This window comes from Occultella aeris, assembly GCF_902703175.1.
Taxonomy (GTDB): Bacteria; Actinomycetota; Actinomycetes; order Actinomycetales; family Beutenbergiaceae; genus Occultella; species Occultella aeris.
The window spans coordinates 57,970-72,099 of record NZ_CACRYJ010000069.1; the positions used below are offsets into that span (position 1 = coordinate 57,970).

The following is a 14,130-nucleotide window of genomic DNA, read 5'->3' on the forward strand; positions in this document are numbered from 1 at the left end:
TCCGTACCGTGCACACCCCGAGCCTGCCAGCCCACCGGTCGGGACTGCCGCATTACGTCCGGTGTGGCGGTGATTCCCGCGACCGGGCCGCTGCAGGGGCGACCGTGGCAGCCTAACGCGGCGGCCTCGGCGCCCGCCCGTCGGCGCGTGGTGCTCCGAACTGCCAAGACCGTTGTATGGTTCGCCCCGGTGAGGCTGCGCGGACCCCGGTCCAACACGCCGGCTGCGCGTCGTCCTCGCCTCAGTTCCAAGGGATTTCTCCGTTCGGTGCGCACACGTGGCGTCCAGGGTGGACAATCCCTTCGCTACGGGAACATTTAGAAGCCCCACGCGTTGTAACTGCGACCACCATCATCAAGAGAAACCGGAGCGCTTGCCCACCATGGCGACCGACTACGACGCACCGCGCAAGAACGAAGAGGACCTCAGCGAGGACTCCCTGGAGGAGCTGAAGGCCCGGCGTGCGGAGAAGAACTCCGGGGCTATCGAAGAGGACGAGACGGAAGCCGCCGAGGGGTTCGAACTCCCCGGCGCCGATCTCAGCGGAGAAGAACTCTCCGTTCGCGTCCTGCCCCGTCAGGCAGACGAGTTCACCTGCTCGCGCTGCTTCCTGGTCCACCACCGCAGCCAGCTGGCCTACGAGGAGAACGGTCAGCCGGTCTGCTCGGAGTGCGCGGCCTGAGCCGCATCACCCACCAGGGCCCGCGCCAGTTCGGCGGCGCGCCTGGTGGAGATCAACCAGTACGGCGTGGGGTCCTGCGGGTCTCGCAGGACCACCCGTACCGCCGCCGGCGCCGATGAACTGAACTGGACGTGGGCGCGGGCATCGAGTCCCGGCCCCATCGCGTTCTCGAGGTCGCTGCCCTCGACGATCTCGACCGCGTCGATGAACTCCCTGGCGATGTGTGCCCGGCCGGCCCGCAACTCATCCGCCGTGACCACGGTCACAGGCGCGGTCCGCAACTGCACGACCGCCAGCACGACGGTCACCGCCACGCCTACGGCGACGGCGACCGGCATTCCCAGTACCACCGTGATCATCGCGGCGCCGAAGCCACCGGCTGGGGCGAGCAGCCACTTCCAGACGGAGGGCAGCAGGGTCTCGGAGAACACGGGCACGAATGCCAGTCTGCCACCGGCCACGGGTACACCGGGCACCGAGCACCGGGCCCCGACGATCCACCTCGACCGCCACGAGCGGTCGCGGGGAGAAGTAGGCTCGACGCGTGATGACTGAGAACGACGACCCCGGCACGGACGTTGACATCCTGATCCAGCGGCTCGACCCGGAGCTGCCGGTGCCGGCCTACGCCCACCCCGGCGACGCCGGCCTCGACCTGCGAGCGGCCGAGCCCGTGACCCTGCCCCCCGGCGGGCGGGCGACGGTGCCGACGGGGATCGCGATCGCCCTGCCGCGCGGGTACGCCGCGTTCGTGCACCCCCGCTCCGGCCTCGCCGCGAAGCACGGCGTCACGACGCTGAACGCACCAGGGACGGTGGACGCCGGCTACCGGGGTGAGATCAAGGTCATCCTCGTCAACACCGACACCGAGACCGAGGCCCGGCTGGAGCGAGGCGACCGGATCGCGCAGCTCGTGATCCAGCAGGTCGCCTCCGCCGGGTTCGTGGAGGTCGAGCACCTGCCCGGCAGTGACCGCGGCGATGGTGGTTTCGGTTCGACCGGGGGCTATGCGATCGCGGAGGGAGCACGCTGATGGCACTGTTCGGACGTAGGAAGGCCGCGCGGGCCGAATCCGCCGACTCCGTGGAATCCGCGCCGAGCCCCGCCGAGCCCGAGGGGCGCGGCCCATGGGACGTCGACGAGGTGCCCGAACTCGGTGGTCGCATCGATCTCGGCGCGATCCGGCTGCCGAAGCGGGCGGGCAGCCAGGTCAAGATGGAGCTGGACTCCAAGACCCGCCGCGTCGTCGCGGTGCGGCTGTTGCTTGATTCCTCGAGTCTGCAGCTGCAGGCGTTCGCCGCTCCCCGCAGCGAAGGCCTCTGGGACGAGCTGCGGGAGGAGATCGCCCAGCAGGTCGTCAAGCAGGGCGGGTCGTCCGACGAGCGAAGCGGCTCGTTCGGCCGCGAGCTGCTCGCCCGGCTTCCCGCCCGGCTGCCGGACGGACGGACCGGCAGCCGGCCGGCTCGGTTCATCGGCGTCGACGGGCCGCGCTGGTTCCTGCGCGCGGTGATGTCCGGTAAGGCGACCGTGGACTCCGAGGCGGCGGCCGCGCTCGAGGACGTGCTCGCGGATGTCGTGGTGGTGCGTGGCTCCGAGGCCCGTCCGCCGCGGGACCTGCTCACCCTGCACCTGCCCGGACGCCCGGGCGAACCCACCCCGGACCCCGCGGGCGGGCGACCCAGCCTCGACCTGCCCAAGCGTGGCCCCGAGATCACCGAGACCCGTTGAGCCGGCAGTGAGGTCGAAAACGATGAGCCTGCGCGACGCATGGGACCGGTTCACCGCCTCCCAGGCCGAGCTCGAGGCCGACGACGAGCAGCTCGAGGCGCGCCGACGGGGTACCCAGCCGGTGGGCCGGTGTCACGCACGCAGTCGCGCGACCGTCTCGGGTGTGATCCGGGCGGTGACGTTCGCACCGGCCGCTGCCGGCCCGGCACTGGTGGCCGAGCTGTACGACGGGTCCGGCAGCCTCGATCTCGTCTGGCTCGGCCGGCTGGAGATCCCCGGCATCGAGCCGGGGCGCCGGCTGGTCGCCGAGGGCATGATCACGTCGGCCGACTTCGGCCGCACGCACGCCACGATGTTCAACCCGGAGTACCGACTCCTGGCCCCCGACTCCGCAGAGGCGACCCCATGACCGAGAACCGCGAGGCAGACGCGCCCCAGGACACGTCCGGCCCCGAGCTGCCGGACCGGACCGGCCGGGCCCCGAGTAGTGGCGCCGTACCCGGCGGCCGCGGCATGGGCCAGCTCGCGGCGGGGGAGTTCAGCCTGGCCGAGTCCATCGGGGGCGTGCGCGGCCTCGTCGAGTCGACCGCGCCCGGCCTGGTGTTCGTGGTTGTGTTCGTGGCCACCCGGGAACTGATGCCGGCGCTGATCTCCTCCGTCGCCGTCGCGCTCATCGCCACGATCGCCCGGCTGGTCGCGCGGACGCCGGTCACGCAGGCCGTCGGGGGGCTGCTCGGTGTCGCGATCGGCGCCATCTGGGCGTGGCGCACCGGCGAGGCGCAGGACTACTTCGCGTGGGGCCTGTACGTGAACGCCGCGTTCGTGGTCGGCGTGACCGCGTCCATCCTGGCCAGGTGGCCAGTGGTCGGCGTGATCGTCTCGAGCCTGTTCGGGAAGGGGTTCGAGTGGCGCGCGGACCGGACGCTGCTGCGCCGCTACTCGCTCGCGTCCTGGCTGTGGGTCGGTGCGTTCGCGGCCCGGCTGGCGGTGCAGGTGCCGCTCTACCTGAACGCGGAGGCCGGCTGGCTCGGCACCGCGCGCCTGGTCATGGGGCTGCCGCTGTGGGCGCTCGTCCTGTGGATCACGTGGCTGCTGGTGAATCCCCGAGCAGGTGCTGCAGCTCAAGCAGATCCGCCTGCTCCGCGGACGACACGATGAGCAGCAGCTCGTCGCCGGCCTCCAGGGTGTCGTCCTGGCTGGGTGCGATCGGCTGATCGCCGCGGATGATCGCGGCCAGCACGGCCGCGCTCGGCCAGCCGATCTGGGAGATCTGCTGACCCACCACGGCTGCGCCGGGGGACAGAGTGATCTCGTACATGCTCGCCCCGGACTGGTGGAAGGTGAAGATCCGGACCAGGTCGCCGACCGAGACCGCCTCCTCCACCAGCGACGTCATGATCCGAGGCGTCGACACGAGCACGTCCACGCCCCAGGCCTCGTCGAACATCCACTCGTTCTTCGGGTTGTTCACCCGGGCCACGACCCGCGGCACCGCGAACTCGGTCTTCGCCAGCAGCGAGACCACGAGGTTCGCCTTGTCGTCCCCTGTTGCCGCGACCACCACATCGGCGGCGGCGAGGTCCGCCTGGCTCAGCGAGCTGATCTCGCAGGCGTCCGCGAGCAGCCACTCGGCCTCGCTGACCGAGGAGACCTTCATGGCCATCGGGTCCTTGTCGATCAGCAGGACCGCGTGGTCGTGGCCGATGAGTTCCCGGGCGATGGAGCGGCCGACGCTCCCGGCACCGGCGATGACGACCCGCATCAGTCCTCCTCGGGCTTGGGCGCCGTGGCCAGGATCCGCTGGACCTCGTTGATGTGGTCGGTGTACACGATGACGTGCAGCAGGTCGTTCTCCTGGAGCACGTCGAGCGGGGACGGGATGTACGCGTCACCGAACCGGGTGATGTACGCGATCCGTGCCTTCGCGAGGTTCTGCAGCTGCCGCACGGTGTGGCCGATCCACCCTTCGTGCAGGTCCATCTCGCACAGGCTGACGCCGCCGGAGGCGTCGCGGTACTCACTGGCCGCACCGGTGGGCATCATCCGGCGCAGCACCTGGTCCGCGGTCCACCGGACGGTCGCGACGGTCGTGATCCCGAGCCGCTGGTAGATCTGGGCCCGGCCCGGGTCGTAGATCCGGGCCACCACGTTGTCGATCCCGAACACCTCGCGGACCACCCGGGCGGCGATGATGTTGGAGTTGTCCCCGCTGGACACGGCCGCGAACGCGTAGGCGTCCTCGATGCCGGCCTGCGTCAGGGCCTCCCGGTCGAAACCCATGCCGGTCACCCGGCGGCCCGCGAAGTCGTCCGAGAGTCGCCGGAACGCCTCCGGGTTCTGATCGATGATCGCCACGGAGTGGCCTTTGGACTCCAGGGTCTCGGCGAGGGTGACCCCGACGCGACCCGCGCCCATGATGACGAAGTGCACGAGTCCAGACGCTACACCGGGAGTACCGTTGCGGCGTCAGCAGTCGACGCCGGGAGATCGCAACGGAGGCACACCGATGAGTCCGCTGTCCCGCTCGGTAGCGGAACGCAACAAGAAGTACCTGAACCACGTCATGCGCCACGTCGCCCCGAGGATGCCCGGATTCGGCCTGCTCACGCACACCGGCCGCACGTCCGGCACGAAGTACACCATCCCGGTGAACGTGTTCCAGCGGAACGGCTCGTACGTGTTCGCGCTGACCTACGGTCCCCGGACCGACTGGGTCCGCAACGTGCGCGCCGCCGGTTCCGCGCGCCTCGTCACCCGGGGCCGCATCGTGGACCTGGTCGACCCGGTGCTCGGCAGGGACGAGACCGCGTCCTGGGCGCCGTTCGTCGTGGCCAGGATCCTGCGCGCGACGGACTCGCTCGAGACCCTCACGATGAGGGCGCGGTAGCCGGAACCTACGCGTACAGTGAGCCACCGTGCCTGATCTCTCCGACGCCGCGAAACGCCTTCTCGTCGGGCGCCCGGTCCGTAGCGAACGACTCGGGCATACCCTGCTGCCGAAGCGCATCGCGCTGCCGGTGTTCGCCTCCGACGCACTCTCCTCGGTCGCCTACGCCCCTGACGAGATCCTGCTCACGCTCTCCCTGGCCGGCCTCGCCTCGTACACGATCTCGCCGTGGGTGGCGCTCGCCGTCGTGATCGTCATGCTCACCGTCGTGGCCTCCTACCGTCAGACGGTTCGGGCCTACCCCTCCGGGGGCGGCGACTACGAGGTGGCCACCACGAATCTCGGTCCCCGGGCCGGGCTGACCGTCGCGAGTGCGCTGCAGGTCGACTACGTGCTCACCGTGGCCGTGTCCGTCTCGTCCGGTTCCCACTACCTCGCCACCGTGCTCCCGGCCGCCCGCGACCACGAGGCGATCATCGCCATCGGCCTGGTCGCGCTCATCGCGCTGATCAACCTGCGCGGCGTGCGTGAGTCGGGCAGCGGGTTCGCCATTCCCGTCTACCTGTTCATGGCCGGCATGGGCGTGATGGCCCTCGTCGGTGGCATCCAGTGGGCCACCGGGACCCTCGGCACCGCCGAGAGCGCCCAGTTCGACGTCCTCGCCGAGGCGGGCTACGAAGAGGGCCTGATGGGCCTCGCGGGCGGCTTCCTGGTGCTGCGTGCGTTCTCCTCCGGTGCGGCAGCCCTCACCGGGGTCGAGGCGATCAGCAACGGCGTGCCTGCGTTCCGCAAGCCCAAGTCGAAGAACGCGGCGACCACCCTGCTGCTGCTCGGCCTGATCGGCGCGACCATGCTGATGACGGTGATCGGTCTCGCCCGGGCCACCGGGGTCCGGTTCGTCCAGGACCCGCACCTGCAGCTCGCCATGAACGGGCAGCCGGTACCCGAAGGGTACGAACAGGACCCGGTGATCGGGCAGATCGCCCAGACCGTGTTCGCGGGCTTCCCGCCGATGTTCTACCTGGTGACCGCCGCCACCGGTCTGATCCTGCTGCTCGCAGCGAACACCGCGTTCAACGGGTTCCCCACCCTCGCCTCGATCCTCAGCAAGGACGGCTACCTGCCGCGCCAGCTCTACACCCGCGGCGACCGCCTCGCGTTCTCCAACGGGATCATCATCCTGGCCCTGGCCGCCATCGCGCTGATCTGGGTCTTCGACGCCGAGGTGACCCGGCTGATCCAGCTCTACATCGTGGGCGTCTTCGTCTCCTTCACCCTCGGCCAGCTCGGCATGATCAGGCACTGGAACGAGCGGCTGCCCAGCGTTGTCGCGGCGAAGGAGCGCGGGGCGATGAAGCGCTCGCGTGCGATCAACGCATTCGGGTTCGCGCTGACCGCGCTCGTCCTCGCGGTGGTCCTGATCACGAAGTTCACCCACGGCGCCTGGATCGCCATCGGACTGATGGCCCTGCTGTTCGCAGTCATGGTGTTCATCCGCAGGCACTATCAGCACGTGGCCGATGAGCTGGAGATCGAGGACGTCGCCGCTGCCCGTGCCCTGCCCAGCCGCGTCCATGCCCTCGTGCTCGTCTCCAAGGTGCACAAGCCGACCATGCGCGCCCTGTCCTACGCCCGGGCCACCCGCCCCTCCACGCTGCAGGCCATCACCGTGGCCGTGGACCGGGACGCCGCCGAGCAGGTCCGCCGCGACTGGGACGCCGCCGAGGTGCCGTTGCCGCTGACCGTCCTGGACTCCCCGTACCGCGACCTGACCCGCCCGGTCCTGGAGTACGTGAAGTCGATCCGGCGGGAGTCCCCGCGGGACCTGGTGGTCGTGTACGTGCCCGAGTACGTCGTGGGTCACTGGTGGGAGCGGGTGCTGCACAACCAGAGCGCGCTGCGCCTGAAGTCGCGCCTGCTCTACACTCCCGGCGTGGTGATGGCCTCGGTTCCCTGGCAGCTCGCGTCCTCCGCACGGAGCCTCGTGAACCCCGACGACCCGGGCGAACGTCTCGGCGACCTGCCCGCGCCGGGGATGGTGCGACGTGGCGAGTGAGGCGCCCACCGGACCCGCCGGGTCCGGACCCGCTACGGTCGGCGACGTCCTCACCCTGGATGTCGGCGCCCCCGTGCACGGCGGGCACTGCCTGGCCCGCCACGACGGCCGGGTGGTCTTCGTCCGGCACGCGCTGCCCGGTGAGCGGGTCCGGGCGGTCCTGACCGAGGTACGCCGCAAGGGCTACTGGCGGGCCGACGCGATCGAGGTGCTCACCGCGTCGCCGGACCGGGTGGACTCGGTCTGGTCGGCCGCCGGGCCAGGGGGAGTGGGCGGGGGAGAACTCGCCCATGTGAGCCTGCCGGGGCAGCTGGTCTGGAAGCGGGACGTGATCACCGATGCCCTCCGCCGGATCGGCCGGCTCGACGCCGACCACCCGGCGCTCGCCGGCCTGAGCGTCGAGCGAGTTCCCGGTGACCTCGAGCGCGGCGGCCTGCACAGCCGGAGCCGGATCGAGCTCGTGGCCGACGGCGAGGGCCGGGCCGGCATGCACCGGTACCGTTCGCACGAGGTGCTCGCGCTGACGGACATGCCGTTCGCCGCCGAGCCGATTGCGGCCGCGAACCTGTTCGGGCGCACCTGGCGGCCCGGGGCCACCATCCAAGCGGTCGCCCCGTCCGACGGCGAGGTGCTGATCCTTGTCGACGGCGAGCCGCTGCGGGGCGGGCGGCGCAACGTGCGCGAGCGGGTGCACCTGGCCGACGGCCGCGAGTTCGCCTACCGGGTGGCCGGCGGCGGCTTCTGGCAGGTGCACCTCGAGGCGGCACGGACCCTGGTCGGCGCCGTCCTGGAGGCGGCCGCCGTCGGGCCCGGCGCCGGCGTGTGGGACCTGTACTCCGGTGCCGGCCTGTTCACCGTGCCGCTCGCCGGCGAGGTGGGCCCCGACGGTCGGGTCGACGCCGTCGAGGGCGACCCCCGCGCCATCGCCGATGCCCGTCGCAACGTCCATGGCCTCGACCAGGCGGTGCTCCACGGCGGCGACGTGGCGGCCGTACTGGCGGAGCACAACGGCCACAGTGGCGCCGCCGGCGCAGCACCCGACGCCGTCGCCGGGCCTGCGCGCGGGCCGGCACCGCACGCCGACGTCGTGGTCCTGGACCCGCCCCGCGCGGGCGCCGGTGCGGCCGTGATGGACGCCGTCCTCGCGGCCGGACCGGACCGGATCGTCTACGTGGCCTGCGACCCGGCGGCCCTGGCCCGGGATGTCGCGCATGCGCGTGAGCGAGGGCACGAGCTGGTGTCCCTGCGCGCGTTCGACCTGTTCCCGCACACGCACCACGTCGAATGCGTGGCCGTGCTGACTCCCACGACGCTCGGATGAGCACCACCGAGACTCCTCTCGGCCTGACTGCCGCGGACGTCGCGGCCCGGGTCGCCCGTGGCGAGGTGAACGTCGCCCCGGAGTCGTCCTCGCGCAGTCTCGCCGCCATCATCCGCGGCAACCTGTTCACCCTCTTCAACGCCATCCTCGGGATCGCCCTGGTCGTGGTACTGCTCGTCGGGAGCTGGCAGGACGCCGTCTTCGGGTTCGTGCTGCTGTCCAACGCGCTCATCGGCGGGCTCACCGAGTACCGCGCCAAGCGCACGCTGGACCGGCTCGCGATCCTCGACGCCCCGAACGCCACGGTGCTGCGAGACGGTGCCGAACAGGTTGTCGACCTCCACGGGATCGTCACCGACGACATCCTCGTGCTCCGCCTCGGCGACCAGGTGCCCGCCGACGGGGAGGTCCTGACCAGCCGTGGCGCCGAGATCGACGAGTCGATGCTCACCGGCGAGAGCGAGCCGGTCGACAAGCGACCGGGGGACGAGGTGCTCTCCGGCTCCGCCGTGGTCGCCGGCTCCGCGGTGGTGCGGGCCACCCGGGTCGGCACCGCCGGCTACGCGAACCAGCTGACGGCGCAGGTCCGGCGGTTCTCCCTGGTGAACTCCGAGTTGCGGTCGGGCATCAACCGGATCCTGGTGTACGTGTCCTGGGCGATCGTGCCGATAGCGATCCTGCTCGTCTGGAGCCAGATCCGCCACCACGGCGGCCTCGACCTCGCCCTCGCGGACGGCACCTGGCGCAACGCGGTGGTCTCCGCCGTCGCCGGCGTGGTCGGGATGGTGCCCGAGGGCCTGGTGCTGCTCACCTCGATCAACTTCGCGCTGGCCGCGATCGTGCTGGCCCGACGCAAGGTGCTGGTGCAGGAGCTGCCCGCCGTCGAGGTGCTGGCCCGGGTGGACGTGCTCTGCCTGGACAAGACCGGGACCCTCACCGACGGCACAGTGGGGCTGACCGACCTCATCGAGCTCACCCCCGTGCCCGGAGCCCGCGAGGCGCTGGCCGCGCTCGCGGCGGACCCGGACGCGAACGCCTCCGCGGCCGCGATCGCAGCGGGCGTGACGGACGTGCCCGCGGCGCCGGCGCAGGTGCTGGTCCCGTTCTCCTCCGCCCGCAAGTGGAGCGCGCACCGCACCGACGCCGGCGCCTGGGTGTTCGGCGCGCCCGAGGTGCTGCTCGAAGCGGGCGACGGCGTCCTGCAGCAGGTGCGTGACCTCGCCGACACCGGTGCCCGGGTGCTGCTCCTGGCCGCGGCCCCGGCGGACGCGCTCACCGGCGCGGCGGCCGAGGGTGGACCCCCGCGCGGCCTGCGCCCGGCGTACCTGGTGGTGCTGCGTGAGCACGTGCGCCCGGACGCCGCGCAGACCCTCGCCTACTTCGCGGCGCAGGGCGTCACCGTGAAGGTGATCTCCGGGGACAACCCGGCCACGGTCGCGGCGATCGCAGGGGCCGTCGGCCTCGGCGGCGACGGCGGCCGCCCGGTCACCGGGGTGGACGCCCGAACCCTGCCCGAGGACGGCGAGGCGCTCGCCGACGTGGTCACCAGCGAGCAGGTCTTCGGCCGGGTCACGCCCGAGCAGAAGCGCGCGTTCGTGCACGCGTTGCAGTCCCGCGGTCACACGGTCGCGATGACCGGCGACGGTGTCAACGACGCCCTGGCACTCAAGGATGCCGACCTCGGCATCGCGATGGGCTCGGGAGCGGCCGCCACGAAGGCGGTGGCCCGGCTGGTGCTCCTGGACGGGCGGTTCGCCACCCTCCCCGGCGTGGTCGACGAGGGCCGCCGGGTCATCGCGAACATGGAGCGGGTCGCCTCGCTGTTCCTGAACAAGACCACCTACGCCGTGCTGCTCGCCATCGTCGTGGCGATCACGGCGTGGCCGTACCCGTTCCTGCCCCGGCACCTGACCCTGGTCGGCGCGCTGACGATCGGCACGCCGGCCTTCTTCCTGGCCCTGGCGCCAAGCCGGCAGCGGTACGTGCCCGGGTTCCTGCACCGGGTGCTGATGCTGGCCATCCCGTGCGGGATCGCCTCGGCCCTCGCGGTCCTCGTGGTCTACGGCACCCTGCACGCCCGCGACGCCGGGCTGCAAGCGAACACCGGTGCGACGCTGACCCTCGTCATCATGGGCCTGTGGCTGCTCGGTGCGCTCGCCCGGCCGTGGAACTGGTGGCGGGTGGCGCTCTTCGCGGCCATGGCCGCGGGTGCGGTGCTGGCCATCGCCGTGCCGTTCGTGCGGGACTTCTTCGCACTCGAGGTGCCGGAGCCGTTCACCGCCGTGCTGGTGGCCGTCACGGCAGCGGTCGGGTGCGTCGCCATCGAGGTCACCTACCGCCGTCGGAAGGCGCACCCGGGGGCCGCAGAGGTGCACTCCCTGGCGGAAGTGCGATAAGATATCTCGACATCGAGATAAATTACCTGATGCGGTCGTAGCATTAAGTGCAAGGATGCGGCAGGACCGCGAGAGAGCGCCGAGGAGTGGTTGTGAGTAGCGTCAACACGTTTTCCGCCAAGGGGACCCTGGACGTCGGTGGGACCGGATACGAGATCTACCGGCTGAACGCCGTCGAGGGTCTCGAGCGGCTTCCGTACAGCCTCAAGGTGCTCGCCGAGAACCTGCTCCGCACCGAGGACGGCGCAAACATCACCGCCGATCACGTGCGTGCCCTTGCGGCCTGGGACCCGGACGCCCAGCCGGACACCGAGATCCAGTTCACGCCCGCGCGCGTGGTCATGCAGGACTTCACCGGCGTGCCGTGCGTCGTCGACCTGGCCACCATGCGCGAGGCCGTCGCCGACCTCGGCGGCGACCCGGCCAGCATCAACCCGCTGTCCCCGGCGGAGCTGGTCATCGACCACTCCGTCCAGATCGACGTCGCCGGCCGTCCGGACGCGTTCCAGCGCAACGTCGACATCGAGTACCAGCGCAACCACGAGCGCTACCAGTTCCTGCGCTGGGGCCAGACCGCGTTCGACGACTTCAAGGTGGTGCCCCCTGGCACCGGCATCGTGCACCAGGTGAACATCGAGTACCTGGCCCGCGTGGTGATGACCCGCGAGGTCGAGGTCAACGGCGAGAAGGTCCTGCGTGCCTACCCGGACACCTGCGTCGGCACCGACTCGCACACCACCATGGTCAACGGCCTTGGTGTGCTCGGCTGGGGCGTCGGCGGTATCGAGGCCGAGGCCGCGATGCTGGGCCAGCCCGTCTCCATGCTGATCCCGCGCGTGGTCGGCTTCGAGCTGAACGGCCAGATCCCGTCCGGTGTGACCGCCACCGACGTGGTGCTCACGATCACCGAGATGCTCCGTCAGCACGGAGTGGTCGGCAAGTTCGTCGAGTTCTACGGTGCCGGCGTGGCCCAGGTGCCGCTCGCTAACCGGGCCACCATCGGCAACATGAGCCCCGAGTTCGGCTCCACGGCCGCGATCTTCCCCATCGACGACGTCACTCTCGAGTACCTGCGGCTGACCGGCCGTTCGGACGCCCAGGTCGCGCTCGTCGAGGCGTACGCCAAGGAGCAGGGCATGTGGCTCGACCCCACGGCGCAGGGGTACTCCGAGCCGAAGTTCTCCGAGTACCTGAGCCTCGACCTGAGCACCGTCGTGCCCTCGATCGCCGGGCCGAAGCGCCCGCAGGACCGCATCGAGCTCACCCACGCCAAGAGTGCGTTCCAGCGGGATCTGCCGAACTACGCTGCCGACGTCGTGAACGGCGTGGACGAGGCCGAGAAGGAGTCCTTCCCGGCGTCCGACTCGCCGGCGATCTCCCAGCAGGCCCGGCGCACCGTCCAGGTGACCACGCCCGAGGGCAAGTCCTACGACCTGTTCCACGGCGCCGTCGCCATCGCGTCGATCACCTCCTGCACGAACACCTCGAACCCGTCGGTGATGCTCGCCGCCGGGCTGCTCGCGAAGAAGGCCGTGGAGCGGGGCCTGACGGTCAAGCCGTGGGTGAAGACCTCGATGGCGCCCGGCTCGCAGGTGGTCACGAACTACTACGAGAAGGCGGGCCTGTGGCCCTACCTCGAGAAGCTCGGCTACCACCTGGTCGGCTACGGCTGCACCACGTGCATCGGGAACTCCGGTCCGCTCGCCGACGAGGTGTCAGCCGCGGTCAACGAGCACGACCTGTCCGTGGTCTCGGTGCTCTCCGGGAACCGGAACTTCGAGGGTCGGATCAACCCCGACGTGAAGATGAACTACCTGGCCTCCCCGCCGCTCGTGATCGCCTACGCCCTGGCCGGGACGATGGAGTTCGACTTCGAGCACGAGCCTCTCGGCCGTGACGAGGACGGGTCGCCGGTGTTCCTTCGGGACATCTGGCCCTCTGCCGCCGAGGTCCAGGAGACCATCGACTCCTCGATCAACCGGGACATGTTCACCTCCGACTACGCGGACGTCTTCACCGGGGACGAGCAGTGGCGTGCCCTGCAGACGCCCGAGGGCGACACGTTCGAGTGGGACGCGGACTCCACCTACGTGCGCAAGCCCCCGTACTTCGAGGGCATGGGTGCCCAGCCGGAGCCCGTCTCCGATATCGGCGGTGCCCGCGTCCTGGCCAAGTTGGGGGACTCGGTCACCACCGACCACATCTCCCCGGCCGGTTCGATCAAGCCGGACTCCCCGGCCGGCAAGTACCTCGCCGAGCATGGCGTGGCCCGCCGCGACTTCAACTCCTACGGCTCCCGCCGGGGCAACCACGAGGTCATGATCCGGGGCACGTTCGCCAACATCCGGCTGCGCAACCAGCTACTGGACGACGTCGAGGGCGGGTTCACCAAGAACCTCCTCACCGGCGAGCAGACCACCATCTACGACGCGGCCCAGGACTACGCTGCGGCCGGCGTCCCGCTGGTGATCCTCGGTGGCAAGGAGTACGGCTCCGGCTCGTCCCGCGACTGGGCCGCGAAGGGCACCGTGCTGCTCGGCGTGAAGGCTGTCATCACCGAGAGCTTCGAGCGGATCCACCGCTCGAACCTGATCGGCATGGGTGTGCTTCCGTTGCAGTTCCCCGAGGGGGAGAACGCGGACTCCCTCGGCCTGGACGGCACCGAGACCTACGACATCGCCGGCGTGACCGCACTGAACGAGGGCAGCACGCCGTCGACCGTGCACGTCACCGCGACGAAGGAGGACGGCACCGCCGTCGAGTTCGACGCCGTCGTGCGCATCGACACCCCCGGCGAGGCGGACTACTACCGCAACGGCGGCATCCTGCAGTACGTGCTTCGCTCGCTCGTCGCTGCCTGACACGACAGGAAGCCCCAGTACGCAGCCCTTGAATCCAGGGCCGCGTGCTGGGGCTCCTTGCTGCCCGGAGCCCGCCGTCGGGAGCATGCGGCGCGCTATGCCGCCCACATGTGCGTTCCGCTGACGCGAAGTGCGGGTCCCGGGCCGTGCGACTCACGTTTCGGGTCAGGGGAGAGCCGTTCCAGGGTGGGTGTCAGGG

General features: G+C 70.8%; 12 protein-coding genes and 1 pseudogene. 10 read left to right on the forward strand and 3 right to left on the reverse strand.

Going from position 1 to position 14,130, the window contains the following annotated elements; translation table 11 throughout:
- Window positions 1-382 precede the first annotated feature (382 nt).
- Complete coding sequence (locus HALOF300_RS25380; RefSeq protein ID WP_156743668.1) at window positions 383-682, forward strand: DUF4193 domain-containing protein; 300 nt, start codon at window positions 383-385, stop codon at window positions 680-682.
- On the opposite strand, the gene HALOF300_RS25385 is transcribed toward HALOF300_RS25380, so the two are convergent.
- Window positions 652-1,119 carry a DUF3093 domain-containing protein gene (locus HALOF300_RS25385; RefSeq protein ID WP_197522837.1) on the reverse strand — a complete coding sequence of 156 codons (468 nt, stop codon included), beginning with the start codon at window positions 1,117-1,119 and terminating at the stop codon, window positions 652-654. The two genes, HALOF300_RS25380 and HALOF300_RS25385, sit on opposite strands and share 31 nt — an antisense overlap.
- Window positions 1,120-1,229: 110 nt before the next feature.
- Between HALOF300_RS25385 and dut the strand changes: the two genes are divergently transcribed.
- From dut to HALOF300_RS25405, 4 genes are read left to right on the forward strand one after another with little or no spacing between them, the layout of a single operon-like run.
- Window positions 1,230-1,715 (forward strand): dUTP diphosphatase, encoded by a 486-nt coding sequence (dut, locus tag HALOF300_RS25390; protein ID WP_156743685.1) that lies wholly within the window; start codon window positions 1,230-1,232, stop codon window positions 1,713-1,715.
- Window positions 1,715-2,410 carry a DUF3710 domain-containing protein gene (locus HALOF300_RS25395; RefSeq protein ID WP_156743670.1) on the forward strand — a complete coding sequence of 232 codons (696 nt, stop codon included), beginning with the start codon at window positions 1,715-1,717 and terminating at the stop codon, window positions 2,408-2,410. The genes dut and HALOF300_RS25395 overlap by 1 nt, the downstream gene beginning before the upstream one ends.
- Before the next feature lie 22 nt (window positions 2,411-2,432).
- A complete protein-coding gene (locus HALOF300_RS25400; RefSeq protein WP_156743671.1) occupies window positions 2,433-2,819 on the forward strand; it encodes an OB-fold nucleic acid binding domain-containing protein in 387 nt (128 codons plus the stop codon).
- Window positions 2,816-3,568, forward strand: a complete 753-nt coding sequence (locus HALOF300_RS25405; protein ID WP_231955773.1) for a DUF3159 domain-containing protein — start codon at window positions 2,816-2,818, stop codon at window positions 3,566-3,568. Before HALOF300_RS25400 ends, HALOF300_RS25405 begins: the two co-directional genes overlap by 4 nt.
- Here the strand turns inward: HALOF300_RS25405 and HALOF300_RS25410 are convergent.
- Together HALOF300_RS25410 and HALOF300_RS25415 are read right to left on the reverse strand one after the other, a co-directional pair.
- Window positions 3,492-4,172, reverse strand: a complete 681-nt coding sequence (locus HALOF300_RS25410) for a potassium channel family protein (RefSeq protein WP_156743672.1) — start codon at window positions 4,170-4,172, stop codon at window positions 3,492-3,494. The genes HALOF300_RS25405 and HALOF300_RS25410 overlap by 77 nt on opposite strands.
- Window positions 4,172-4,852 (reverse strand): annotated as a pseudogene (locus HALOF300_RS25415) (potassium channel family protein); the annotation flags it as partial. The pseudogene HALOF300_RS25415 and the gene HALOF300_RS25410, both read right to left, overlap by 1 nt.
- Before the next feature lie 64 nt (window positions 4,853-4,916).
- On the opposite strand from HALOF300_RS25415, the gene HALOF300_RS25420 reads away from it, so the two are divergent.
- From HALOF300_RS25420 to acnA, 5 genes are all read left to right on the forward strand, one after another.
- Window positions 4,917-5,297 (forward strand): nitroreductase family deazaflavin-dependent oxidoreductase, encoded by a 381-nt coding sequence (locus HALOF300_RS25420; RefSeq protein WP_156743673.1) that lies wholly within the window; start codon window positions 4,917-4,919, stop codon window positions 5,295-5,297.
- 28 nt (window positions 5,298-5,325) lie between these two features.
- Window positions 5,326-7,353: an APC family permease gene (locus HALOF300_RS25425; protein ID WP_156743674.1), complete on the forward strand. Its 2,028-nt coding sequence runs from the start codon at window positions 5,326-5,328 to the stop codon at window positions 7,351-7,353.
- Window positions 7,343-8,674: a class I SAM-dependent RNA methyltransferase gene (locus HALOF300_RS25430; RefSeq protein WP_156743675.1), complete on the forward strand. Its 1,332-nt coding sequence runs from the start codon at window positions 7,343-7,345 to the stop codon at window positions 8,672-8,674. The genes HALOF300_RS25425 and HALOF300_RS25430 overlap by 11 nt, the downstream gene beginning before the upstream one ends.
- Window positions 8,671-11,070 (forward strand): HAD-IC family P-type ATPase, encoded by a 2,400-nt coding sequence (locus HALOF300_RS25435; RefSeq protein ID WP_156743676.1) that lies wholly within the window; start codon window positions 8,671-8,673, stop codon window positions 11,068-11,070. The genes HALOF300_RS25430 and HALOF300_RS25435 overlap by 4 nt, the downstream gene beginning before the upstream one ends.
- 92 nt (window positions 11,071-11,162) lie before the next feature.
- Window positions 11,163-13,931 carry an aconitate hydratase AcnA gene (gene acnA, locus HALOF300_RS25440; protein ID WP_269455332.1) on the forward strand — a complete coding sequence of 923 codons (2,769 nt, stop codon included), beginning with the start codon at window positions 11,163-11,165 and terminating at the stop codon, window positions 13,929-13,931.
- The last annotated feature ends 199 nt before the right edge of the window (window positions 13,932-14,130 follow it).

Bases quoted from the DNA above. Each gene is read 5' to 3' on its own strand.
- HALOF300_RS25395 (WP_156743670.1), top strand. From the start codon at position 1,715: ATGGCACTGTTCGGACGTAGGAAGGCCGCGCGGGCCGAATCCGCCGAC.
- HALOF300_RS25405 (WP_231955773.1), top strand. From the start codon at position 2,816: ATGACCGAGAACCGCGAGGCAGACGCGCCCCAGGACACGTCCGGCCCC.
- HALOF300_RS25420 (WP_156743673.1), top strand. From the start codon at position 4,917: ATGAGTCCGCTGTCCCGCTCGGTAGCGGAACGCAACAAGAAGTACCTG.
- HALOF300_RS25410 (WP_156743672.1), bottom strand. From the start codon at position 4,172: ATGCGGGTCGTCATCGCCGGTGCCGGGAGCGTCGGCCGCTCCATCGCC.
- dut (WP_156743685.1), top strand. From the start codon at position 1,230: ATGACTGAGAACGACGACCCCGGCACGGACGTTGACATCCTGATCCAG.
- HALOF300_RS25435 (WP_156743676.1), top strand. From the start codon at position 8,671: ATGAGCACCACCGAGACTCCTCTCGGCCTGACTGCCGCGGACGTCGCG.
- HALOF300_RS25400 (WP_156743671.1), top strand. From the start codon at position 2,433: ATGAGCCTGCGCGACGCATGGGACCGGTTCACCGCCTCCCAGGCCGAG.
- HALOF300_RS25380 (WP_156743668.1), top strand. From the start codon at position 383: ATGGCGACCGACTACGACGCACCGCGCAAGAACGAAGAGGACCTCAGC.